This window comes from Thermonema lapsum (assembly GCF_011761635.1).
Taxonomy (GTDB): Bacteria; Bacteroidota; Bacteroidia; order Cytophagales; family Thermonemataceae; genus Thermonema; species Thermonema lapsum.
The window spans coordinates 309,894-331,353 of the sequence record NZ_JAASRN010000002.1 but is presented as its reverse complement, the minus strand read 5'-3'; the positions used below and the strand labels follow the sequence as shown (position 1 = coordinate 331,353).

Below are 21,460 nucleotides of genomic sequence, written 5' to 3'. Positions count from 1 at the left end.
AAGTGAAAATAAAAAGCAATGAGAATCATGAAAAAACGCCTATTCCTGTGCCTTGTCTTGCTTATAGCCCGAATTGGCTATGCACAAACTTCATACGAGCAAAAAGCAGCAGAAATTCTGCAAAAGGTAGAAAAAAAATATAAGAGCGTAGAAGCATTGCGTGCTTATTTTACCTATGAAATGCGCAATTCTATACACAACGTATATGAAAAAACCGAAGGAACATTCGTAATGAAAGGCAACAAATATCGTTTGATTTTGCCTGAGCAAGAAGTCATTAACAACGGAAGCACTCTTTGGACATACCTCAAACAAACCAACGAGGTGAATATCTCTAACTATGAACCCGACGAGGCGGAAATCACACCCGATAAAATTTTTACCCTATACAAGCGCGATTACAAATACATCTGGGTAGAACGTGTTGCCGAGCGGGGCAAAATATACGATGTGATTGATTTGCAGCCGATTGACCGCAACAAAAACCATTTTAAAATCCGTTTGCATATAAATGAAGCTTCGAATTCTATCAAGAGCTTCGAAATATTCGAAAAAAATCAAAACCGCTATAAATATACTTTTACACGTCTGGAGTTCAATGTGAAGGTGGACGACAAGTATTTCACCTTCAATCCTGCAGATTATCCCGGTGTGGAAGTGGTGGATTTAAGATAAAAACTCTTTCATGCTTTGTAAAGACGAAAGACCTTGGCACTGCCAAGGTCTTTTTTGTATCATTCAGCCATCCTTTCTTATCTTTACCCATTGGTAAATGCTAAAAATAAATGGAAAAAATGAAAAAAGCATACGTATTTCCCGGACAAGGGGCGCAGTTCCCTGGTATGGGCAAAGAGCTTTACGAAAGCAACGCCAAAGCAAAAGCATTATTTGAGCAAGCCAACGACATACTCGGGTTTCGCATTACCGACATTATGTTTGAAGGAACCGAAGAACAGCTCAAGCAAACCAACGTCACGCAGCCTGCTATCTTCATTCATTCGGTGGTGATGGCACGCCTGTTGCCCGCTTTTCAAGCCGATATGGTGGCAGGGCATTCACTGGGAGAATTCTCTGCTTTGGTGGCAGCCGGTGCGCTTTCTTTTGAGGACGGCTTGCGTTTGGTTGCCAAGCGTGCCGAAGCTATGCAAAAGGCTTGCGAGCAACAACCTTCAACCATGGCGGCTATCTTGGGACTGGACGATGCCACTGTAGAAAAAATATGCGAAGAAGTAAGTGCCGAAGGCGACGAATTTCTGGTGGTGCCGGCTAACTACAACTGCCCCGGGCAGTTGGTCATCTCGGGTACTGTGAAAGGGATAAACCGCGCTTGTGAGCGCCTGAAGGAAGCCGGTGCCAAACGCGCCTTAGTATTGCAGGTAGGAGGGGCTTTTCATTCACCCCTGATGGAGCCCGCTCGCCAAGAGCTACAAACTGCCATCGAAGCCACCGCCTTTGCAGCTCCGCTTTGCCCCGTTTATCAAAATGTAAACGCAGAGCCAGCTACCGACGTGGAAACCATCAAGAAAAACCTCATTGCACAATTGACTGCCCCCGTACGTTGGACACAAAGCGTGCAAAATATGCATCGCGACGGTGCCGTGCACTTTGTAGAGTGTGGACCCGGCAAGGTACTGCAGGGGCTGGTGAAGAAAATAGTACAGGCAGCACAGACAGAAAGCGCAGTGATTGCATAGTTTTTGCAGGTTATTAAGAAGAGCTGAATCTTTCTTAAACTCCTGAAAATAAAATTAGACCATGAGTAAAACAACCTCTCTTCTTGTATCTTTTTTGGCAGGTGCTGCTGTTGGTTTTGTTGCAGGTATATTGGTTGCACCTTATAGCGGTGCTGAAACCCGGCGCCGTCTGAAAAACAAAGCCAAAGACTTGCAGTATGACTTGCAAGAGCAGGTCAGTCAGCTGTCACATAAAGTGACAGAATTGGCAGAAAAATATACACCTGTATCTAAAAAGTAATCGTGCATTCACTGCTTATCGGGGGTGGTAAGCATGGAAAGCAAGCTGTTTGTAAAAGCAGCTTGCTTTCTGTTTTATGGAGCATTTCATGCAGATAGCTTTATAAAAAAGCCAAATAAAATTGTAATTTTCCTATACTCTTTGCCATATTTATGCTAAATTCGCACCTTTGAAAACCCGGCTGCGTGAGCAGTTTTTTTAAAAGGTATTTCCTATGAAAATCGGTTTAATACGAGAAGGGAAAACACCTCCGGATAAGCGTGTGGTTTTATTGCCGGAGCAATGTTTGCTCTTGCAAGAGCGCTACCCGGAGGTTCAAATATATGTAGAAAAAAGTCCGGTACGCTGCGTGCCTGATACAGATTATGAGAAAGCAGGTTTGCCCGTAGTAGATAACATCAGCGTGGCTGACTTGCTTTTGGGCATAAAGGAGGTACCAATAGAAGCACTCATTCCCGAAAAGACCTATATGTTTTTTTCGCATACTATTAAAAAACAACCCTACAACCGTAAACTGCTGCAAACCATTCTTCAGAAACATATTACTCTTATTGATTTTGAATGCTTGACCGACGAGGATGGCAACCGCCTGATTGCCTTCGGGCGCTTTGCCGGCATTGTAGGGGCTTACAATGCCTTGTGGACCTACGGCAAGCGCTTTGGCGCCTATGAGTTGAAGCGTGCCTATGAGTGCAAAGACTACGAAGAGCTGAAGCAGGAGCTTAAAAAAGTCAAGTTGCCTACCAATTACAAAATAGTTCTCACCGGACGCGGGCGTGTAGGCAATGGAGCTGCCGAAGTGCTGGATGCCGCAGGCATTCGCAAAGTGAGCCCACAGGAATTTGTGGGGCAGACCTTCGAAAAGCCGGTTTATGCACAACTTGCCTCGCGAGACTACTATGCCCCCAATGAAGGCATTTATTTCGACGAGAAAGAGTTTTATTTGTATCCGGAGCGCTTCCATAGCGACTTCTTGAAATATGCCCTTACTGCCGACATGCTGATTACCGGGCACTTTTGGAATCCACGTTCCGAACCACTTTTTACAGTGGACGACATGCAGTCGCCGGCATTCAAAATAAAAATCATTGCCGACATTACTTGTGATATACGTGGGTCGGTACCCTCTACAATTCGTGCCACCACCATCGAGTCGCCAGTTTACGATTTCGACCCCTTCACGGGTAAAGAACGGGCGCCCTTCAGCAATGCGCGCTTTGTAACCGTCATGGCAGTAGATAATTTGCCGTGTGAGCTGCCATTGGATGCCTCACGTTTATTTGGCAGGCAGTTTATAGAAAATGTTTTTCCCCATTTTATGAACGGCGACAAAGAGGGGGTGCTTACCCGGGCTACCATTGCCAAAGACGGCAAGTTGACCCCCCGCTATGCATATTTACAGGATTACGTAGAAGGCAAGAGCTGATGAATTATCCGGTGTTGAAGTTGAAAAAGGGGCGAGAGCGTTCCGTATTGCATCGCCACCCTTGGATATTTTCGGGTGCCATCGAGGGCTCCGTGGAAGCAGGTAACGGTGATATAGTACAAGTTCAGGATTACCGGGGCGAACGTCTGGCATTTGGCTTTTACTCTACCCAAAGCCAAATAGCCTGTCGTATCTTTCATTTTGGGCACGAACTGCTCACCATAGATGCGCTTTTTTGGCAGCAGAAAATGGCAAAGGCTTACCAGCTCAGAGAGCGCTTTGTAGTGAGCGAACACACCAACGCCTATCGTCTCATACATGCCGAGGGCGACGATTTCCCGGGGCTTATTGTTGATATTTACGGCAAAGTGGCAGTAGTGCAGCTGCTCATTAAGGGAGTAGAAAAAATATTGCCTGTCATAGCCGAAGGCTTGTATGCTTATGGTGTGCATGCCGTATATTTGAATATAAAAGAGGTTGCTCAGCGCATCGAGCAGGTGGAGTTGCAAGAGGGGTGGTATGGTAGTACAGCGGCAAGTTCTGAAGTAGAAATCAAAGAGAACGGTTTGCGATTTATTGTAGATGTGGAGCAGGGGCAGAAAACTGGCTTCTTTCTGGACCAGCGCGACAACCGCCATTTATTAGGAAGGTATAGCCGCAGCATGAAGGTGCTCAATACCTTCAGCTACACCGGTGGGTTTAGCATATATGCTTTGGCTCATGGAGCTGAATTGGTACACTCAGTAGATATAGCCCCGGCTGTGCTGGAAACCGCTGCCCGAAATATAGCTCTGAATAGTATCCCCGAAGGTAAGCATGAAGCCTTTGCTATGGACGGCTTCAGGTATCTGGAGAAAGAAACACCTCAGGATTTTTACGATGTCATTGTATTAGACCCGCCGGCATTTGCCAAAAATGCCCGTGCTGTACCCAATGCTATGAGAGGGTACAAAGCCTTGAATCTTTTGGCGTTGAAAAAGATAAAGAAAGGGGGCTTGCTTTTTACCTTTTCTTGCTCTGGAAATATAGATAAAGACCTGTTTCGCAAGGCGGTATTTGCCGCAGCAGCCGATGCCCGTCGCAAGGTGCGTATCTTGCACCAATTGACGCAACCCATCGACCATCCTATCAATATTTACCACCCGGAAGGTGAGTACCTGAAAGGGTTGGTACTTTATGTAGAGTAAAAGCAGAGTATAATATCCTACACTCTGCTTTTACTCAATACGTTGCTTATCTGTGTTTTATTTATCAAGCAGCCAATTACGGGCTTTTTCGCGGTCGTCGAAATACTCAATCAAAAAGCCAGCATCTTCGGCTTCTTCGAAGGTCTGCTCGTAAGAAACCTGTGTGAAAAGGTCTTTGCTTAACAAGACAGCAAAACGTGTAATGCCCATCTCTATCAATTTGGCAAACACATTTTGATTGTGCCACTCTTGTAGCTCCGGGCTTACTACATACATGGCATTTACGGCATCAATGAATATTTTGTCAGTTTTTCCGCGATAGGGTTGGGCGGCTTTTAGAATATCCCGGAACTCTTGCTTGTAAATGTCATCATTCATGAACTCACTTTCAGGAAGCCATATTTCTTCGAAAATGTTAAGTTGAGGATTGTAGAGTATCCGCTGGTATTTGCTCTCGTAAATAGTTTCCATAAGAAAGAAGTTTTTACACCTTATGTTTTTTAACAGAAATGCTGCTTCAAGTTATGGAAATACTTAATTTGTGCTTTTTTTGTGTAATAATATTTTGTTCTTTTTCTTTTATGCTTACTTTTACTCCATTTTGGGTGGAATTTTTGTAATAAACCAAACAAGTGTGCTTCATGGCAAAGCATAAGAAAGACACACGACTGCAAGAAGGTGTAGATTACTACTTTAACGAAAAGGGCTTGATGGTGCTCACTGCACACTATCTACGCAAACGGGGCTACTGTTGCAAGAACGGATGTAAGCATTGCCCTTATGGTTTCAAAAAACCAACTCAACGCAAAATGTAAAGCTTACCAAAGCCTTGCTTAAAAGCCCTATCACCGGCAGTTGCCCGCAAAGGCATCATTTTGCCGTTCAGGCGCACAAGCACCCGGTATAAATACACACCGTTTGCCAGACGGTCGCCATATTCATCGGTGCCATCCCACGCATATTGTGTAATGTTGTTTCCTATATGGATGGGACCGATTTCGTCTTGGGTGATTTCCCGCACCACTTTACCGCTCACGGTCATGATTTGAATTTTGATTTCTTGGGGCACTTCCTTGCCTGTCAGGGTAAAGATAAAACGGCAACTGCTTGAAAAGGGGTTGGGGTAGGGGTAAAAGTGCGAAATGCTGGTTTCGTTGACCACTTCGAACTCTACCTCATAGGGCTGCGTGCCAGCAGCGTTCCCTTTGGCGTCGGTGCCTTGCACACGCAGGGCGTAGAGCCCGTCTTCCAAATCTTTTGCTTGATATTCCACTACAAACTCTCCTTTTTGGGCACTCCATCGTACCTGCGGGTTAGAGAAGTAAATGCGTTCAAAGCCACAACCTTCGCAGGGGCGGCGCAGTTCGACGCTCATACCGCTGGTATCTTGCTTGATAAGATAGGGGTTGTCATCGTGCAAACGTATGCGTATAAGCGCATTGGGCGATACTATATCTCCATTCATGATGCGGATGCCGTCGAAGGTTACTTCCAAGTTAGGGTTTTTGTTGTCTTCTAATACTTTAAAATCAAGCTCCATTTGGTTGTTGTCGTAGTACTGTTCTGGTACTTTTTTGGGGTTTACATACACTTTCAGTCGATTGTTGCCGCTCCATTCGGCAGTAGGTATCTCTATCGAGAATCTACTTTGCTGTTTGGGTGCCGGTGCTTTTATTTTTAAGGTGTAGGTTTGGTTTTTGTTTAAGGTGCTATTGCGCAAAGTGTATTCCACCTCCAGGGAATCGCTTTCAAAATAGCGTTCTGAAATATTTTCAAAGACGAAAGGAATACTGAGAGGCTCGCCTTCGAGCTTATCGGGGATTTGATAGACAGCGGCTCCACCAGCGGCTTCTATATTCAAAAAGCCTTCGGCTACGCCTTGATAACGGACAATCCACTGCCGCAGCTGCGATGGGGTTTGGTTGTTTTCGTCTTTGGTGTTCATGCGCAAGCGCAGGTAGGGGTAGGTGAGCACGTCGATGCTGCTAAGGTCCTGCCCGCTGAATACATTGCTCATCAACAAATCTTCCTGCCCGTTGAAGCGTACACCGACAACATCGATGCTGGTTTGGTCAGTAGAGGGGCTTTCTTGTGCGCGCCATTCAAAAAAGACAGTGCCCCATTGGGCAGCGGGTCCTATGAGTGAAGAAGTAACCGTGCCGCTGTTGAATCCACCGCCCAGTTGCACTTCGGCGCTGATGGCATCACTTGCCGGAGCACTGATGGAAGAGGAAATCACTTCTGCCAGTGCAGGTCCCCCTTTACGCCCGATGAGAATGTAGGGGTGCCCGGTTTGCAGGGTGGCGATTTTTGCCGGTGAGGCGCCTACTTGCAACAAAGCACTTTGAGCAGCCTGCCATGCAGTTGTAGATATTTGCCCTTTGCTGAACACCACCAGATAATCGCCGGTGGGCAGTGTATTAACATAGGCTTGTAACAAGCCATTTTGTAAATCACTGTTGGTAAACGAGCTGACATAACCGGGTATGCGTCCGCATAAGCCGTAATTGCTCAATACATAGGGGTTTTTGGTTTTGCCGTCAATAGCCATGACAATCAGGCGATTGTTGGCGCAGGTATTGTTCGGGTAGTTGAACACAATGCCCAAGCCGTTGATATAAAGCGAGCTGTTGTTTACATCGGGATGAGAAGCGCCATAGGTTTGCACTTTGATGGTATTGTTCACTTGGGCGAACTTCCATCGTCGGGTGGCAAAATCTTTTTCTATCTGTTGGTCTACGCTTTTGCGGAATTGGTAAAAATGGCGCTGTGCCCATCCTTCGGGACTGTTTTTAATGTAGGTGAACGAGCTTTCACTCCAAAGGGCGTTGGGGTTCGAGCTTGCATTGGCTAAGTTGACGCGCCAGAAGTAAACCAGACTGTCAGAGGGGTATTGGTCGGTGAGCAAATGGACTTCCCAAGTAGCAGTGCCCCCTTCAAGTGGGCGGATAGCGCTTTGCTTGGCGGGGCTGTTGAAAAAAGCGGTGGTATCTATTTCAAAAATTACCTCTGCAGCATTGTTGGCAAACAGGTTGCTACTTTGTGCTACCAGCTTGACTGGCTGTTGTGAGACAATGGTATATTCGACAGGGAAGCGTGCAATGACTGCAATGCCGGGTAAGTTGTATTCCAATACGGCAGTATTGTTGTTTTCGTTGGACTCTTCAATCTCCGACAGCCCGTCCACTTCCACTTCAAAGCGGTTCAAGCCGGCAGTGTTGATGTCTTTGGGTTGGTAGATGGTAATAGACAGGGTATCGAAGCGCTCTATGGGTCCATATTTTTCAATAGGGTAAAACACTTGGCTGCTGCCATCGGGGAAGGTACGTGTTACTTTCACAGAGAAGCTTTGGTTGCTATGCTTGCCTGCTGAAGCTACTATCAGTTTTAAGCGCAGCGAGTCGCTTTGTGCTGCCGGCTGCCCTCGGTCGAAAGATTCCAGCGAAAGCCATGCATCTTGGGTACACAAGTCGGGCAGGTTGGGACCAATGAGGCGCAAAGCCGGGTCGCCTTGCAGAATCATTTGTTGCACATGGGCAAGGTCAATACCCGGACCCAAGCCGGGACCGTAGCTCTGTGCTACGTATTGGTCTATTTTGCCCAAGGGGGCGCTAAACGATACGTCTTGTGCAAAAGCAATGCTATACCAACGGGTAGAGTAGTTGTGCAGCCAAGCCGCGCCGCCTAAGGAAGAGTTGGCTTTCCATGCAATGGCTCCACGATTGGGAGCATATAGCCAATCGTTGGCTAAGGTAGTTTTGGCAGAATAAACATCGCCAATACTACACCCATTGGCTAAAATCATAGGATACTTGCCTTGGTTGCGGTAGCCGTTGCCATCGGCAGACACGAACCCGATGTCTATGTCGGTGAGGGTGGCTGCTGAGTGCCCGAAAAAGGTAACCAAAGCCACGCCTCGGTTGACTTCTTCGGATATGTTGATGAACTCCACCGTTTCGGTGCTTTTTTTCGAAAGGGTTTTGACTTCAGCATGCAAATAATCGCCTTCGGCAATACTTTTATAGAAGTCAACAAACGAACGGAAAGCGTTTTGTTCGCTCACACTCACACCGCCACTCAGATGAAGCAGGCGCTTGCGCCAATGAGCACAGCTTGTGCTTTCGTGTTCTTTTACTTTGTTGAGGTAGTTGGCAAGCTGCTCTGCCGTATTGCAGCTCACGCGCCCTGTGGGTATAGCCGGTGCATAAGGATAAGTGGGGTCAAAACCTGCTGTGATGGGCAGGTCAGAGCCGGGATAACCCCAAGTGGGTATTAAGTTTCGCGCAAAATCAGTAGGGTTATTGCGTATATTCAGAGCAGTAGATACGTTGCCGAACACAGCATCGAGGAAAGGAAGGGTAACCCCTTCACCAATGAGAAAAAGAAATTGCGGATTTCCGTTGTCGTACATATAGCGGGCAAAACGGCGGATAGCCAGTGGACCGACCTCGCCGTAATTGAATTGGTCATAGAGTGTGAAGATATTCATAACCAGAGGCGAATAACTGCCTCCCTGCGCTGAGGCACGGTAGGCAGCATAGGCGGCTACTGGGTCGTTATAGCCTCCGGCAGCTTGCATGAGTTTAGGATGCGATACTATCAGGTAGTTGTAAGCCGAAGGGTCGATGGCTACAAAGTTGGCGGTTTCTACAGCCGCTACATTGAGCACATTGCTCTGCAGTAAGAATTTCCGGGTGCTGCTGCTGGGGGGCAGCACGGCTACCCCCGCATTGAGGCTTACTTCTTGTATGTTGTAGAGGTCCGTCAGTTCAAATAAACGGGCATTGCTGGGCAGGTTGCTCAAAGGTATTTTGATATGGTTGCTTTGCGGCGAAATCTCGAAATAAAATTCACTGTTTTGTGCATCGAAGCTTCTTGGATAGCGCAGGCGCACATACACAATCGAAGCTTGCATCCCGTTGGTCGAAGTATTGCGGATGCGTACGTTGAATGTACCGCTGCTGCCGGGGAAGTCGCTCCATTCTAAAGTCTGTGTGAAAGTACTGGGTGCATAGTTGGATACGTTCAAAGAGCCCACGGTGCGGTAGTTGTTTCCACTGCCTACGTCGATGCTGAGGGTAGCGGTGTAGTATCTTCGGCTGACCAGTTTGACTTCAATGATGGGTTTTTCAGCTATGCCATAAGCAGCCGCTTGAATGTTGAAGCTTAAAATGCGGTTGCTGCCTGCACCGATGGGATTGCTTGCCCAGCCTTCGCCTACGTCGTAGCTGCTGATGAAAACATAGCTGCCACTGATTACATAGTTTCTACCGGGCGAGCACTGCTCGGCAGGCACTTGCAGACGCTCTGTCCAGCCATAAGATAGAGTGGGGTAGCTGTTGTCCGGCAAGTTGCTTTGTGCTATGCGCTTGCCGTTGCCAGCATCTAAGCGGTAAGTGATGAAGTAGGCACTTGTATCGCTGTGCAGATTGTAATAAGGGTTCAGGTGATTGGCAGTGTTGGGATAGTATAAATCGGCATCATTGGCGCCGTCGTTTTTTCTTCCGTAAAACTCTATGTAGTCCGTGTTATCAAAAACACCGTCTTGTTCACCGTTCACATAAATAGCCATTTCTTGCCCCCGGTAAAACAGCTGTATCTTGCGTGGGTCGATGCTTGCGGTAGGGAAGCCGGCAGCTGCCAATTGGGCAGCGCTCACCCTATACCATCCGTCTTGCACAACTTTCAGCTTCCAGTAGCTTTGCTGGTAGTTTATCCACTCGTTGCCATATTGCGCCTGCACACAAAGCGGCAGTGCAAAGACAAACAGAAGCCATTGGACGAGGGATTGTATAGCCTTGTTTATCATGGTGCTATTTATTAAAGCCTACTTTAAGGGAAAACACATGAGAATATAAACCTTCGGCATTGTCGCCTAGGTCGGTGAGTGCATAATCTATGGTAAAGCTTTTAAAGCGGAAGCCCGCACCAAAGTTGATTTGATAGCTCCATGAGCGGCTGCCGTCAAAATCCTTTATTTGCTGCAGGTTGCCGGCACCGAAGCGAAGATATGCCATCCGTTGGTAGTCTAATTCGATACCCATAGACGGGTCTATGGATACGGAAGCACTGCGTATGAGTGTATTGCGCATGCCGTCGAAGGTGAGTGGCAACTCGACTTGCGGCAATATACCGAACTGTTTCCACCGAAACTGCCGTGCTATGCCTATGTGCAAACGAGGCAAGGTGATTTCTACGGAGTTTTTGGGTATTTTATTGCCCGTTTGTGCATATACGTTGTAGAGTAGAGTTACATTGTGGCTCCAGGTCGTGTAAGTGCCGGTGATGTCGCGTGCCATGGCACCTAAAAACCATGAGCCACGCCGGTATTGCATTCCCATATCCAAGCCGAAGCCCCAAGCAGTGGCAAAATCGCCGGCTTGTCGATAAATGATTTTGAAGTTGCTGCCCCAGCTTAAACCTTCGAGTGCTGTTCTTTTGGCATAGGAAAGCAGGAAGGCATAATCCGATGCTGAGAAATAGCGAATGTTGTTGTAATTGATGGCGCCGTTGGCATCATAGAGGAAGCGCGTGTCAGGGATATCGTCCACTCCAAAACGAATGAGCGAGACTGCTAAGCGGCTGCTGCTGTCTATGTTTGTGCTGAAGCCCATGTAGTCATATTGGGCAATGCCGGCAAAGTATTCGGCATGAGTCAGCGTCCCTTCATAGTGGTAGGTGCTATGCACCAAACCAGCAGGATTCCAATAGCCGGCGCTTACGTCGGCAACCGTGGCGGTCTGAGCATTTGAAAGCGCCATAGCACGTGCATTTACACCTATGTTGAGAAACTCATTGCTATACTTGGGGGTATTTTGAGCAAAAGCCCCCAAGTACCCGGTAGTTAAATGCCACAGCAGCAGTAATACGAGTCGTCGAAGCATACCTTCTTTTATTCTTTGGGATGGTAATAAGGTAAATGAGCATTACTGCAAGGCTACAATATGTTTTGCACTTGCTCTTTGATGCGTTCGAGTGCGTCTTTCATATGCACCACGTGTTGTTGAATTTGTGCGTCATTGGCTTTTGAGCCGATGGTGTTGATTTCTCTGCCCATTTCCTGACAAAGGAAGTTAAGTTTTTTGCCTTGACTTTCGTTGCTCTCCATCAATTTACGGAAATAGTGGATATGATTTTGCAGACGCACTTTTTCTTCGCTGATGTCGAGGCGCTCGATGTAGTAAATCATCTCTTGCTCGAAGCGGTTGGCATCGAACTGCTCATGCTGGCTGATTTCCTGCAGGTGCTTTTGGATACGTTCGCGTATGTGTTGCAGACGTAGTGGGTCCAGTTGGTCAATTTCCTGCAGGAAATGCTCTATGCGTTTGAGTTCTTCGCTAATCTGACGGCTGAGCGCTTCACCCTCTTGACGACGGAATTGTTCGCATTGCTCAAGCGCCTGTTCTACTACGGCAAGCAGCTGCTGCCATTCGTTGTCGCTGAGGGCTTCTTCCTCTTGTTTTTTGATTGACTCTACTTTCTGTATGACCAGCCGCAGCAGGTCTTGCTTGTGGGCGTTCAGGCGGTCGGCAAGAGCGTTCAGTTGCTGGTATGCTTGGGTGATGAGTGCTTCGTCGAGCTGGAGGAGGTTTTTTAAGTCGATACGCTCAAAGTCGATGCTCATGTACACCTTGCCGCGCTGTAGCCTTTGTTGCACGAGGTTGCGCAGCTCTATTTCTTTGCTGTTGAGCAGTTGCCCATTGCGTAGGTTCAAATCGAGGTGTTTGGAATTGAGGGTTTTGACCTCTACTTTGATGCACAGATGGGCGTCTTGATACTCGGCGCGCCCATATCCTGTCATAGATAATAGCATACAATTGAAGGTTTGAAAAATGCCTTGTTTTAGTTTTTAAAAAACACGGAAAAAGCCCTAAATTGCCATCAATTTAACAACAAATCCAAGAGAAATGAAATTTGGAGTAGTGGTATTTCCCGGCTCAAACTGCGACGAAGATATGATTTACACCCTGCGTCATGTGATGGGGCAGGAAGTCGTAAAGCTTTGGCACAAAGATACAGATTTGCAGGGTGTCGATTTTGTAGTACTGCCCGGTGGCTTTTCTTATGGCGACTACTTGCGAGCCGGTGCTATTGCTCGTTTTTCGCCTATCATGCAGGAAGTCATGCGGCATGCGAAGAAGGGGGGCTATGTGATGGGCATTTGCAATGGTTTTCAGATTTTGACCGAGTCGGGCTTGCTCGAAGGCGCTTTGTTGCGCAACCTAAACCAGCGTTATATTTGCAAGAACGTATATATAAAACCAGCAACCCCCAATACTATCTTGACTGCCGGCTTGTCGCAGAAAAAAGCTTACAAAATACCGATTGCCCACGGTGAAGGGCGATATTATGCTCCCAAAGACATACTCAAAAGTATTCAAGACAACGACCAGATTCTTTTCCAATATTGCGATGCATCGGGAAAAGTAACCGAGGAGGCAAACCCCAACGGCTCACTGCTGAATATCGCAGGCATATGCAACAAAGAGCGCAATGTGTTTGGCATGATGCCCCACCCCGAACGGGCTGCCGACGAGCTGCTGAAAAACACAGACGGGCGTGCCTTTTTCGAAAGCATCTTGGCGCATGTAGCTGTGTAAATACGCCTTGCTTCTTATCTATACAATCACATGAACAAAGCCACCGGGAAAATGCAAGCACACCGGTGGCTTTGTTTGTTAGTCATGCTTTGATTTTTTTTACGTTTCTTTTTCCGAAGTGATGGTAGAAGTTTTCGGCTCTTTACTTTCATCATAACTTTCAGTCCATGCCAAGCGACGGCGGTCATACTTGTCAAAGCTTAATAGAAGCGAGGGGAGCAAAATCAGGTTGGTGAGCATAGCAGTAAAAAGCGTGAGGGAGGTAAGCAGCCCCAGGGCTACCGTTCCGCCAAAATTGGAGCCTACAAAGATGACAAATCCGAAAAACAAGATGATAGAAGTGTAAACCATGCCTTGTCCTGTTTCGCGCAAGCTTACCACCACCGCTTCCTGCACACTCACACGCCGACTGAACAACTCGCTGCGGAACCGAGCCAAGTAATGAATGGCGTCATCTACGGCAATACCGAAAGCAATGCTAAAGATGAGCGCTGTGCTCGGTTTGAGTGGAATACCAAACCATCCCATGATGCCCGCCGTAATGAGTAGCGGGATAAAGTTGGGAACGACCGACACCAAAACCATGCGCACCGAACGGAACAAGAGCCCCATGATAAAGGCAATCAAGACAAATGCCAGCAAGATGCTTTGCTTTAGGTTGCGAATCAGATAGCTGTTGCCTTTGATGAAGATAGGCGTAGTGCCGGTAATGTGAACTTTAAAGCCTTCTTTTTCAGGTAAATAGCGTTTGATTTTGGGGGCAATGACTTGGTGAATCAGTGAATCCATGCTTACGGAGCCTATGTCGGCAATTTTCATGGAGATGCGCACTTCCTGCTCGGTGGAGTCAAGAAAACTGCGGGTGAGCGCCGACTTGTCTTCTTCACCTTTCAAGTAGCGCATCAAGAAAGGCAGCTCTCTGTTGCTTGGAAAATCATAATAGGCGCTGTCTTGGTTGTAAAAAGCCTGACGGGCTGCTTTCAAGAAAGTAATCATGGAAAGTGCCGGTGGCGAAATGCCTATGCTGTCGAGTGCATTTTGAAATTCGTTGATTTTCTTGAGCCTACTGTAGCTGCGCGTACCTTTGGGCTTACCTGTATTCACTACGATTTCTAAGGGCATCACCCCCTTAAAATGCTTTTCGAAGAAAGCAAGGTCTCGACGCAGGCGGCTGTGCTCGGGGATGTCGTCCACCATGTAGGAAATCGCCCTGATTTTGTAGGTGCCGTAAATAGAAAGCCCCAGCAATACCAAAACCACAGCGTAGATATAGGGGCGCTTGTGGGTTACCCAATGAACAAAGGTATTGATGAGCCCGTTGAGCATACGTCCGTCTAAGTGGCGCAAGTGTCGGCTTTTGGGCTCAGGTAGGTAAGAGAAAAAAACAGGGATTAAAATGATGCTTAGCAAGAAGGTGCAAAAGATATTGATGCTTGCCACTACCCCGAATTCACGCAGAATGGCAATATTGGTGGACATCAACACGCCAAAGCCTACGGCAGTGGTGGTGTTGGTGATGAGCGTAACCACCCCTATTTTTTGAATCACTCGCACCAGTGCCAATATTTTATTGCCGTGTTTTTTGAACTCTTGGTGATATTTGGTAAGCATATACACGGCATTGGGAATGCCAATAACCACTAAAATGGGGGGCAATAAACCCGTGAGCAAGGTGATTTGATAATGGAGGATACCCATCCAGCCTAAGGTCCAGGTGATGATGATGCCTATAATAATGAGTGGGAACAGCACTGCCTTGAATGAGCGGAAGAACAGGAACAATACAGTAGCAGTAGTGAGGACCGAAAGAATCAGGAACAGGTTTAGCTCATCGGTTACTTTGGTTGCCATGGTTGAACGCACATAAGGCAAGCCTGCGTAGTGAATTTCAATGTTGGTTTGCTTTTGAAAAGCTTCACATGCTTCTTCTATGCGTCGGATAACCGTTTCGCGATAAGCTGTATTGAGTACCTGCTTGTCGATAGAGACCAGCAGCACGGTGGCGCCAGTGGCTTGGTTGAATACTTGCCCGCTGTAAAAACGCAGCTGCCGGGTGAATGATAGCAGGCTGTCGAGCGCTTGTTGTGTGTTGGGCATGGGGTCAAAAATAGGACGGAAGCGGAACACACCGGCTGCGGTATCTTTATGCAGATACTGCAAATGCGCAATAGAAATGGCACGCTCTACGCCATCGATGGTTTCGAGTTTGCGGGCAAGAGCAGCCCACGCACGGAAGTTGTCTAAGCGGTAAATGCTGCTATCGTGGACGCCAATAGCTAAAATATTGCCATCTTCGCCGTACTTCTGTTTGAAAAACTTGAAATACTGCATGTCGGGGTCTTTATCGGGCACTACGGCAGCATAATCATAGGCACGCTCTACGCCTCGGCTCATATAGCCCATGAAAGCAGTAAGCAGTAAAATGACGATGAGCAGCGGGAGACGATAAACCAAAATGAATCGTGCAAGCTTAGACCACATAAGTATTGATAAAGTTTTTTAGAGAACAAAAAAAGAAAAGGCTGTTCCTCTTTTGGCAAGGAGTGGCAATTTACGCAAAATCAAGGTAAAGTGAAGCGCCGGCGGCATTCTTCATGAAGCTGTTGCAGTAGTTCAGTGAAAAGCAAAAGCCTTTCCCTCAGGTCTTTGGGTACTTCTTTTTTGAGTAAAGCTTCTGTTTGGGTAACAGCCTGTGCCAAGCGGCTGGCGCCCAAAGTGCCGGCAGTGCCCTTCAAAGTGTGCAGTATTTTACGAATGCCTTCGTAGTCTTGCTGTTCTAATAGGCGAAGGCTTTCTTCGAGCATGCTTTGTGTTTCTTCTATGAATTCAGCCATACTGCTGCGCACGACCTCTTGCCCGCCGTATTTGGTCAGCTGCTCAATGCTTTCCTCATCGAGGGTAGGGGGCAGTGCCGTCTGCTGCGAGGATGGCTGGGAGGGCATGTTTTCTTGTTGCGGTGGGGCTGAAAGTGTGGTCAGCTCTACTACTTTTTGCAATAGCTGATGTGCTCGCAGAGGCTTGGCTATGTAGTCGTCCATGCCCAACTGAAGGAAGCGTTGCCGGTCTTCTGGCATGGCATAGGCAGTCATGGCTACAATGGGCGGTAAATCATGGCGCAAGTCGCGCATCATTTGTGTGGCTTCGATTCCGTCAATTTCCGGCATTTGAATATCCATTAGTATGAGGTCAAACTCATGATTTTGAATGAGCGCAAGTGCTTCATGTGCATCTTGAGCAAGATGTACACGACAGTGGGCACGGCGCAAGATTTCGGCAGCTACTTTGCGGTTCACTGCGTTGTCATCGACTACCAGTAAGCGGGGGCTTCGTTGTTTCAATATGTCGTAGAGGCGGTGCATGGGGTCTTTGGCTGGGATGCCTACGGGTTGGTTGTGTCGGCGCACGCGTATGGTAAAGAAGAAACGGCTTCCTTGCCCCGGGCTGGAGTGTAAGCCAATGCTTCCGCCCATCAGCTCTACAAGCTGTTTGGCGATAGCCAAGCCCAAGCCGGTACCTGCGTAGGCTTTTTTGGTGGAGGTGTCTAATTGACTGAAAGTGCGAAACAGCTTTTTTTGGTCTTCGGGGGCAATGCCTATGCCTGTGTCCTTTACTTCGAAGTAGAGTGTGAGCTGTTGTTTGTGTTCTTCAAGCACTTTTACCAAAATGTCGATGCTGCCCTGCTCGGTAAATTTGATGGCATTGTTTACCAAGTTGCTGAGTACCTGCACCAGTCGTGTTTCGTCGGCTACGACATAGGGGGGCACGGCTTCGTCGATACGGAAGCGCAGTTGATTGTTGCGGTGGTGAGCCCTGGGCAAAAACAGGTGGTGTACACGTTCTACGATAGAGTGCACAGAGCAGGCGCGGGGGCGCAGCTGCATCTTGCCGGCTTCTATTTTCGACAAGTCCAAGATGTCGTTCAATATGTTGAGTAGCGTTTCAGATGATTCTTTCAGTATGTTTACATATTCGCGTTGCTCGGCACTCAGGGGCGTGCTGTCCAGCAGGTCTATCATGCCGATGATGCCGTTCATGGGGGTGCGTATCTCATGGCTCATATTGGCAAGGAAGTTCTCTTTGACACGCAGCGAGTGTTCGGCAAGCTCTTTGGCACGCATCACTTCCTCCGAGGCGCGCTTGAGCTCGGTGATATCACGTACGACGCCTTCGATGCCGTAGGGCTTACCTTGCTCGTCATAGAGCAAGCGTATGTTGGAAATAGATTCTACTTCGGTGCCGTCTTTACGGCGCAAGCCTATTTCAAAGTTTTTGAGCCGCCCCTTGCGCATCAGTTCTCGGATGGCTCTGAAGGCAGAGCGCTTGTCTATGTTCCGGGTATAAAAGCTGGTGACGGGCTTGCCTATGAGCTCTTCGGGTTGGTAACCGCCCAACTCTTTAATAGAGGGGCTAATCATCAATATGCGTCCTTTCAGGTCGGAGCGGTAATAAATATCTTGGAACGACTCGAAAATGGTTCTGAATTTCTCTTCGCTTTCTTTGAGTGCTATTTCCGATAACTTTTTTTCAGTGATGTCATGGGCAATGGCAGACACTTCTTCTATCTCTCCTTCATCGTTGGGGATGGGATTTAGGTATATTTCCCTCCATCGCACATTGCCTTTTAGGTCTTTGACCGTCATTTCGAAGTGCAGCGCCTTGCCTTCAAATGCCTGTTTGAATTTTTCTTTCCAAAAGCCATCTATTTGCTCTTGGCGCATGAGCGCTTTCAACTCTTGTGGATATTCATAAAGTTTTGGGGTGATGCCATACTGCTCTTGCAGCGTGCGCACATAGTTTTGGTTGAAAGAAGTAAACTGCCGCTTCCGGTTGACCGTCCACATGATATGAGAGCCACTTTCGAAGATAGCACGCAGACGCGCCGTTTGGTTGCGCAGTTGCATTTCGGTTTGTTTGCGCTCGGCAGCTAAGGCTACCTGTCCCGAAATAAACTCAAGCAGTTTCAAGTCTTGTTGGGTGTAGGCATGCGGGTTGCGGTAAGACTTGAGCGATAGTACGCCCAAGGTGCCTTTTTTGGTACGCAAGGGAATACCTACCCACACCAAAGGGATGGTTTGGCGGTTGCTGAGCTCCAAGTCGCCCGCCGCTATGAGCGCTTCAATTTTAGCTTTGTCCAGTACTACCAGCTTTTCTTGCTGCAGGGCATACTCCACCAAGCCCTTACCAATGGGGCGGCGTCCTGCCAAGGCGTTTTCTGGTGCGTATTGGTCCACGTAGTAGGGATATGTCAGCGTGTTTTCTTCGGGGTGATAAAGCGTGATGTAGAAGTTTTCTACTTCCATTACTTTGCTTAGCTCGATGTGTATGTTGCGAAACAGCTCGCGCATGCTGTCGCTTTCTATGGCTAAGCGTGCTATGCTGTTGTACAGGCTTTGGGCTTGCTCTGCTTTTACTCGGTCGGTTACGTCGTACAAGATGCCGCGGATGGCAGTCATGCGGCTTTGCTCATAGCGCAGGCTGATGTGCCCCTCGAGGTAAACGGTTTTGCCGCTTTTATGTATGAGTGCCGTGTGAAAGGGTAGGCGATAGGGCGCCCCTTCACGTGCTTGGACAAACACCTGTTGATAGGTTTCGTGTTTATACTGTGGGTGAATGAGGTCTTGAATCCGTAGGCGGGCGAGTTCTTCTTGTGTGTAGCCGAGTTTTTCGCGGCAGGCACGGTTATAAAACAGGAAATCGCCCGAGCGGGAAATTACAAATATCAAATCGTGTGCGTTGTCGAACAGGTCGAGCAGGGCGGCATTCGTGCGCTGCAGCTCTTTGTAAATACCCTGCGGGTCTTTTTTTAAAAAAGAGACTTCTTGCTCCAGCTGGCGTATATAGTCAATGAGTACTTCTTTGGGTGCTGATGCCAAGTTCATTGTGTAACTGCCGGCTTAGGTGTTGAATGATGACGGGGGCATGTAAACGCCCGTTTTCGATATAGACCTTTTCGGTGTGTATTCCACAGATGACAGTGCCTGCTACATACAAGCCTTTTACGTTGGTTTCGAAATGTTCGTTGTGCAGAGGCACCAGCTCATCGTCCACTTTTACACCTGCTTGGCGCAGCAGCTTGTCATCGGGCAGATAACCAGTGAGTGCCAACACAAAGTCGGCAGGCAGGCGTTGCAGTTGTCCATGCTGCCTATATTCTACGGCATCGGGAGTGATGCGCTGTACTTGGCATCCAAAGGAGGCTTGTATATATCCTTCGGCGATGCGCCTTTTCAAATCGGGCAGCAGCCAGTATTTAGCTGTGGGCTTGAAGTCGTTGCCCCGCAGCAGCATGTGCACCTGTGCGCCATGGCGGTAGAGGTCAAGGGCTGCTTCTACTGCCGAGTTGCCCCCGCCGATGATGACCACCTTTTGATGTACGTATTCAAAAGGCTCTTTGTAGTAGTGAGACACATGCGGCAAGTTTTCGCCTTCTACCTGCAAGAGGCGCGGGCGGGTGAAGTAACCGGTAGCCACAATCACCGCCCGGCAATGCAAGGGCTCGTTGCGCTGTGTATGCAAAACAAAGCCCGTTTCTTGCGGCTCGATGCGTTCAACGCGCGTATGTAATTTAAGTTTTAGCTGGAAATACTCGCTTACTTTGCGGTAATATTGCAAGGCTTCACTGCGATTGGCTTTGGCTTCGGCAATGGCAAAGGGAATGCCGGCAATGCTGATGTTGTCGGCAGTAGAGAAAAAGCGCATATGCGTTGGGTAACGGCGTATGGACTCCGCTATGCTGCCTTGTTCCACCACTAAATAACGCAACGACGCCTTGTGTGCTTCAATAGCACACGCCAAGCCACAAGGACCAGCACCTATAATGATGACATCGTAGAAGTTAGGCATGGGCAGGGTTTATTTTTTTCGTTTGTAAACTGGCACGGTACTGCAGGGCTCGCCATACATAAGACTACTTACATGAGGCTGCAGGCGGGCGGTAAGCAATGTAAAGGCATATTCTGGAATAGGTTTTTTGCCACAGCCTTTGACCACTACTTTTTTGTCTTTAAAACTGTTGACATCGATTTTCTGAATTTGCTGCAACCATAGTTCACGTTGCAGGTCTTCGAGGGTGCCATAGGTTACATGCCGGGCATAGGGCGCCAGAGCCGTAGCCAGCAGCATATAAGCCCACATGGGCACGATGGCATCGGCGCTGCAGCCCACTGCCACGTTTTTGCCCTCGTATTGGCTCCAGTTTTCGTTTTTTACATATTCTCGGAAATCTTTTTCACGCAGTATCATGCCTTGATAAAGTTGCGGCGCAAGGTCAATCCACACACACTCGCCCTCTGGGTAAAAGTCTTGCAAGTCGAGGCTCACAAGCGGGCTGAGTGCCACACGGTTTATGATAGGTTCTTCTTTCATTGTGGGTTTAGTTTGGATTTGGGTTTGCCGGCGATAAAGTCTTTCAGATAGAAAGGCTCGAAGTAGGCAATGTCTTCGAAGGCACCTTCTTGGAAGCGTTGCCATGCCAAAGCGCCCACATCTTCGGCATGAGGGATGATGTGTTCCATGAAAAGCGCCCGTTCATGAGCTTCGAGCAAAGGACGGCACTTGGGCATGCCATTCCCAAAAAAAATAACATATTTCGTAGATAAAAGTTCGCCGAAGCTGTTTTGGTCTATGATTTTGGCTTCGGTGGGCATTTGCACTTTGCCTTGCTCGTCTATGAGCATACAATACACCTCCATGCGGCGGGCATCCATCATGGGGCACATCCATGCTTCTTTGATGAGTTTCAATTGCTGTACACGGTGTGCCATAGCTTCGAGCGTATTGACAGCTATCAAAGGCTTTTGCAAAACATAGCAGAGCCCTTTGGCGGTGGCTACGCCTATGCGCAAGCCGGTATAGGAACCGGGACCTTTGGAAACGGCAATGGCATTGAGCTGCTTTAAATCCAGCGACAACTCTTGCTTCATCTTGTCTATGAGCGATGCCAGATGCTTGCCATGGGCTTGTGGCAGGTGCAGGCTAAACGAAGCAAGCAGCGCCCCCTCTTGGTGCAGCGCAACAGAACAAACATCGGTAGCTGTTTCTATGCTTAAAATCATAAGTCAAGAAATAAAGCTTAGCATTTCATTGCAGATGCAACTTTTTGGGGAATGAATTTTAGGTACTGAACAATACCTAATTTTTTCAAGACGAGAGAGAAAGCAAAATGATTCCCCTCGTCGTTGGTGATGGTTAAGTTCCACAAAAATAGATTGCAAGATGGGACATCTAACGCAAGAACAAAAGTACACTATTTCGCAGATGTTGCCAAAATGTAA

The 21,460-nt window shown here is 47.9% G+C and carries 16 protein-coding genes; 7 read left to right on the top strand and 9 right to left on the bottom strand.

What is annotated here, in order from left to right; genetic code table 11:
• The first annotated feature begins 27 nt into the window (after nucleotides 1-27).
• The 5 genes from FHS56_RS06780 to FHS56_RS06760 all read left to right on the top strand — a co-directional run bounded on the left by FHS56_RS06780 (nucleotide 28) and on the right by FHS56_RS06760 (nucleotide 4,587).
• The gene (locus tag FHS56_RS06780; protein WP_166919141.1) at nucleotides 28-675 is read left to right on the top strand and encodes a LolA family protein; all 648 of its coding nucleotides are present in this window, start codon (nucleotides 28-30) and stop codon (nucleotides 673-675) included.
• Between the two features lie 119 nt (nucleotides 676-794).
• Complete coding sequence (gene fabD, locus FHS56_RS06775) at nucleotides 795-1,694, top strand: ACP S-malonyltransferase (protein WP_166919140.1); 900 nt, start codon at nucleotides 795-797, stop codon at nucleotides 1,692-1,694.
• A gap of 61 nt (nucleotides 1,695-1,755) precedes the next feature.
• Nucleotides 1,756-1,974: a YtxH domain-containing protein gene (locus tag FHS56_RS06770; RefSeq protein WP_166919139.1), complete on the top strand. Its 219-nt coding sequence runs from the start codon at nucleotides 1,756-1,758 to the stop codon at nucleotides 1,972-1,974.
• Between the two features lie 214 nt (nucleotides 1,975-2,188).
• Nucleotides 2,189-3,400 (top strand): NAD(P)-dependent oxidoreductase, encoded by a 1,212-nt coding sequence (locus FHS56_RS06765; protein ID WP_166919138.1) that lies wholly within the window; start codon nucleotides 2,189-2,191, stop codon nucleotides 3,398-3,400.
• Nucleotides 3,400-4,587: a class I SAM-dependent rRNA methyltransferase gene (locus FHS56_RS06760; RefSeq protein WP_166919137.1), complete on the top strand. Its 1,188-nt coding sequence runs from the start codon at nucleotides 3,400-3,402 to the stop codon at nucleotides 4,585-4,587. Before FHS56_RS06765 ends, FHS56_RS06760 begins: the two co-directional genes overlap by 1 nt.
• 57 nt (nucleotides 4,588-4,644) lie before the next feature.
• On the opposite strand, the gene FHS56_RS06755 is transcribed toward FHS56_RS06760, so the two are convergent.
• Complete coding sequence (locus FHS56_RS06755) at nucleotides 4,645-5,058, bottom strand: hypothetical protein (RefSeq protein WP_166919136.1); 414 nt, start codon at nucleotides 5,056-5,058, stop codon at nucleotides 4,645-4,647.
• A gap of 170 nt (nucleotides 5,059-5,228) precedes the next feature.
• On the opposite strand from FHS56_RS06755, the gene FHS56_RS06750 reads away from it, so the two are divergent.
• Nucleotides 5,229-5,402: a DUF5522 domain-containing protein gene (locus FHS56_RS06750; RefSeq protein ID WP_166919135.1), complete on the top strand. Its 174-nt coding sequence runs from the start codon at nucleotides 5,229-5,231 to the stop codon at nucleotides 5,400-5,402.
• Here FHS56_RS06750 and porU2 read toward each other — a convergent pair.
• The 3 genes from porU2 to FHS56_RS06735 are packed head-to-tail and all read right to left on the bottom strand — an operon-like array spanning nucleotide 5,387 to nucleotide 12,400.
• Nucleotides 5,387-10,396, bottom strand: coding sequence for a putative type IX secretion system sortase PorU2 (gene porU2, locus FHS56_RS06745; RefSeq protein WP_166919134.1), 5,010 nt, complete (start codon nucleotides 10,394-10,396; stop codon nucleotides 5,387-5,389). The genes FHS56_RS06750 and porU2 overlap by 16 nt on opposite strands.
• Nucleotides 10,397-10,400: 4 nt before the next feature.
• A complete protein-coding gene (locus FHS56_RS06740) occupies nucleotides 10,401-11,471 on the bottom strand; it encodes a putative type IX sorting system protein PorV2 (RefSeq protein ID WP_243844175.1) in 1,071 nt (356 codons plus the stop codon).
• A 53-nt stretch (nucleotides 11,472-11,524) separates the two neighbouring features.
• Nucleotides 11,525-12,400, bottom strand: a complete 876-nt coding sequence (locus FHS56_RS06735) for a YicC/YloC family endoribonuclease (protein ID WP_166919133.1) — start codon at nucleotides 12,398-12,400, stop codon at nucleotides 11,525-11,527.
• Nucleotides 12,401-12,494: 94 nt separating this feature from the next.
• Here FHS56_RS06735 and purQ point away from each other — a divergent pair, with 94 nt between their 5' ends.
• Nucleotides 12,495-13,187 (top strand): phosphoribosylformylglycinamidine synthase subunit PurQ, encoded by a 693-nt coding sequence (gene purQ / locus FHS56_RS06730; protein WP_166919132.1) that lies wholly within the window; start codon nucleotides 12,495-12,497, stop codon nucleotides 13,185-13,187.
• Nucleotides 13,188-13,286: 99 nt separating this feature from the next.
• Here the strand turns inward: purQ and FHS56_RS06725 are convergent, their stop codons facing one another.
• From FHS56_RS06725 to tsaB, 5 genes are all read right to left on the bottom strand, one after another.
• Complete coding sequence (locus tag FHS56_RS06725; RefSeq protein WP_166919131.1) at nucleotides 13,287-15,668, bottom strand: efflux RND transporter permease subunit; 2,382 nt, start codon at nucleotides 15,666-15,668, stop codon at nucleotides 13,287-13,289.
• 80 nt (nucleotides 15,669-15,748) lie between these two features.
• Nucleotides 15,749-19,066 (bottom strand): PAS domain S-box protein, encoded by a 3,318-nt coding sequence (locus tag FHS56_RS06720; RefSeq protein WP_166919130.1) that lies wholly within the window; start codon nucleotides 19,064-19,066, stop codon nucleotides 15,749-15,751.
• Entirely contained in the window at nucleotides 19,029-20,030 is a 1,002-nt protein-coding gene (locus FHS56_RS06715) for a YpdA family putative bacillithiol disulfide reductase (RefSeq protein ID WP_166919129.1), read from the bottom strand. The genes FHS56_RS06720 and FHS56_RS06715 overlap by 38 nt, the downstream gene beginning before the upstream one ends.
• Before the next feature lie 9 nt (nucleotides 20,031-20,039).
• A complete protein-coding gene (locus tag FHS56_RS06710; RefSeq protein ID WP_166919128.1) occupies nucleotides 20,040-20,552 on the bottom strand; it encodes a DUF2480 family protein in 513 nt (170 codons plus the stop codon).
• On the bottom strand, nucleotides 20,549-21,241 hold the full coding sequence (tsaB, locus tag FHS56_RS06705) for a tRNA (adenosine(37)-N6)-threonylcarbamoyltransferase complex dimerization subunit type 1 TsaB (protein WP_166919127.1): 693 nt from the start codon (nucleotides 21,239-21,241) through the stop codon (nucleotides 20,549-20,551). Before tsaB ends, FHS56_RS06710 begins: the two co-directional genes overlap by 4 nt.
• Between the last annotated feature and the right edge of the window lie 219 nt (nucleotides 21,242-21,460).

Bases quoted from the DNA above. Each gene is read 5' to 3' on its own strand.
- FHS56_RS06780 (WP_166919141.1), top strand. From the start codon at position 28: ATGAAAAAACGCCTATTCCTGTGCCTTGTCTTGCTTATAGCCCGAATT.
- fabD (WP_166919140.1), top strand. From the start codon at position 795: ATGAAAAAAGCATACGTATTTCCCGGACAAGGGGCGCAGTTCCCTGGT.
- FHS56_RS06770 (WP_166919139.1), top strand. From the start codon at position 1,756: ATGAGTAAAACAACCTCTCTTCTTGTATCTTTTTTGGCAGGTGCTGCT.
- FHS56_RS06765 (WP_166919138.1), top strand. From the start codon at position 2,189: ATGAAAATCGGTTTAATACGAGAAGGGAAAACACCTCCGGATAAGCGT.
- FHS56_RS06760 (WP_166919137.1), top strand. From the start codon at position 3,400: ATGAATTATCCGGTGTTGAAGTTGAAAAAGGGGCGAGAGCGTTCCGTA.
- FHS56_RS06755 (WP_166919136.1), bottom strand. From the start codon at position 5,058: ATGGAAACTATTTACGAGAGCAAATACCAGCGGATACTCTACAATCCT.
- FHS56_RS06750 (WP_166919135.1), top strand. From the start codon at position 5,229: ATGGCAAAGCATAAGAAAGACACACGACTGCAAGAAGGTGTAGATTAC.
- porU2 (WP_166919134.1), bottom strand. From the start codon at position 10,396: ATGATAAACAAGGCTATACAATCCCTCGTCCAATGGCTTCTGTTTGTC.
- FHS56_RS06740 (WP_243844175.1), bottom strand. From the start codon at position 11,471: ATGCTTCGACGACTCGTATTACTGCTGCTGTGGCATTTAACTACCGGG.
- FHS56_RS06735 (WP_166919133.1), bottom strand. From the start codon at position 12,400: ATGCTATTATCTATGACAGGATATGGGCGCGCCGAGTATCAAGACGCC.
- purQ (WP_166919132.1), top strand. From the start codon at position 12,495: ATGAAATTTGGAGTAGTGGTATTTCCCGGCTCAAACTGCGACGAAGAT.
- FHS56_RS06725 (WP_166919131.1), bottom strand. From the start codon at position 15,668: ATGTGGTCTAAGCTTGCACGATTCATTTTGGTTTATCGTCTCCCGCTG.
- FHS56_RS06720 (WP_166919130.1), bottom strand. From the start codon at position 19,066: ATGAACTTGGCATCAGCACCCAAAGAAGTACTCATTGACTATATACGC.
- FHS56_RS06715 (WP_166919129.1), bottom strand. From the start codon at position 20,030: ATGCCTAACTTCTACGATGTCATCATTATAGGTGCTGGTCCTTGTGGC.
- FHS56_RS06710 (WP_166919128.1), bottom strand. From the start codon at position 20,552: ATGAAAGAAGAACCTATCATAAACCGTGTGGCACTCAGCCCGCTTGTG.
- tsaB (WP_166919127.1), bottom strand. From the start codon at position 21,241: ATGATTTTAAGCATAGAAACAGCTACCGATGTTTGTTCTGTTGCGCTG.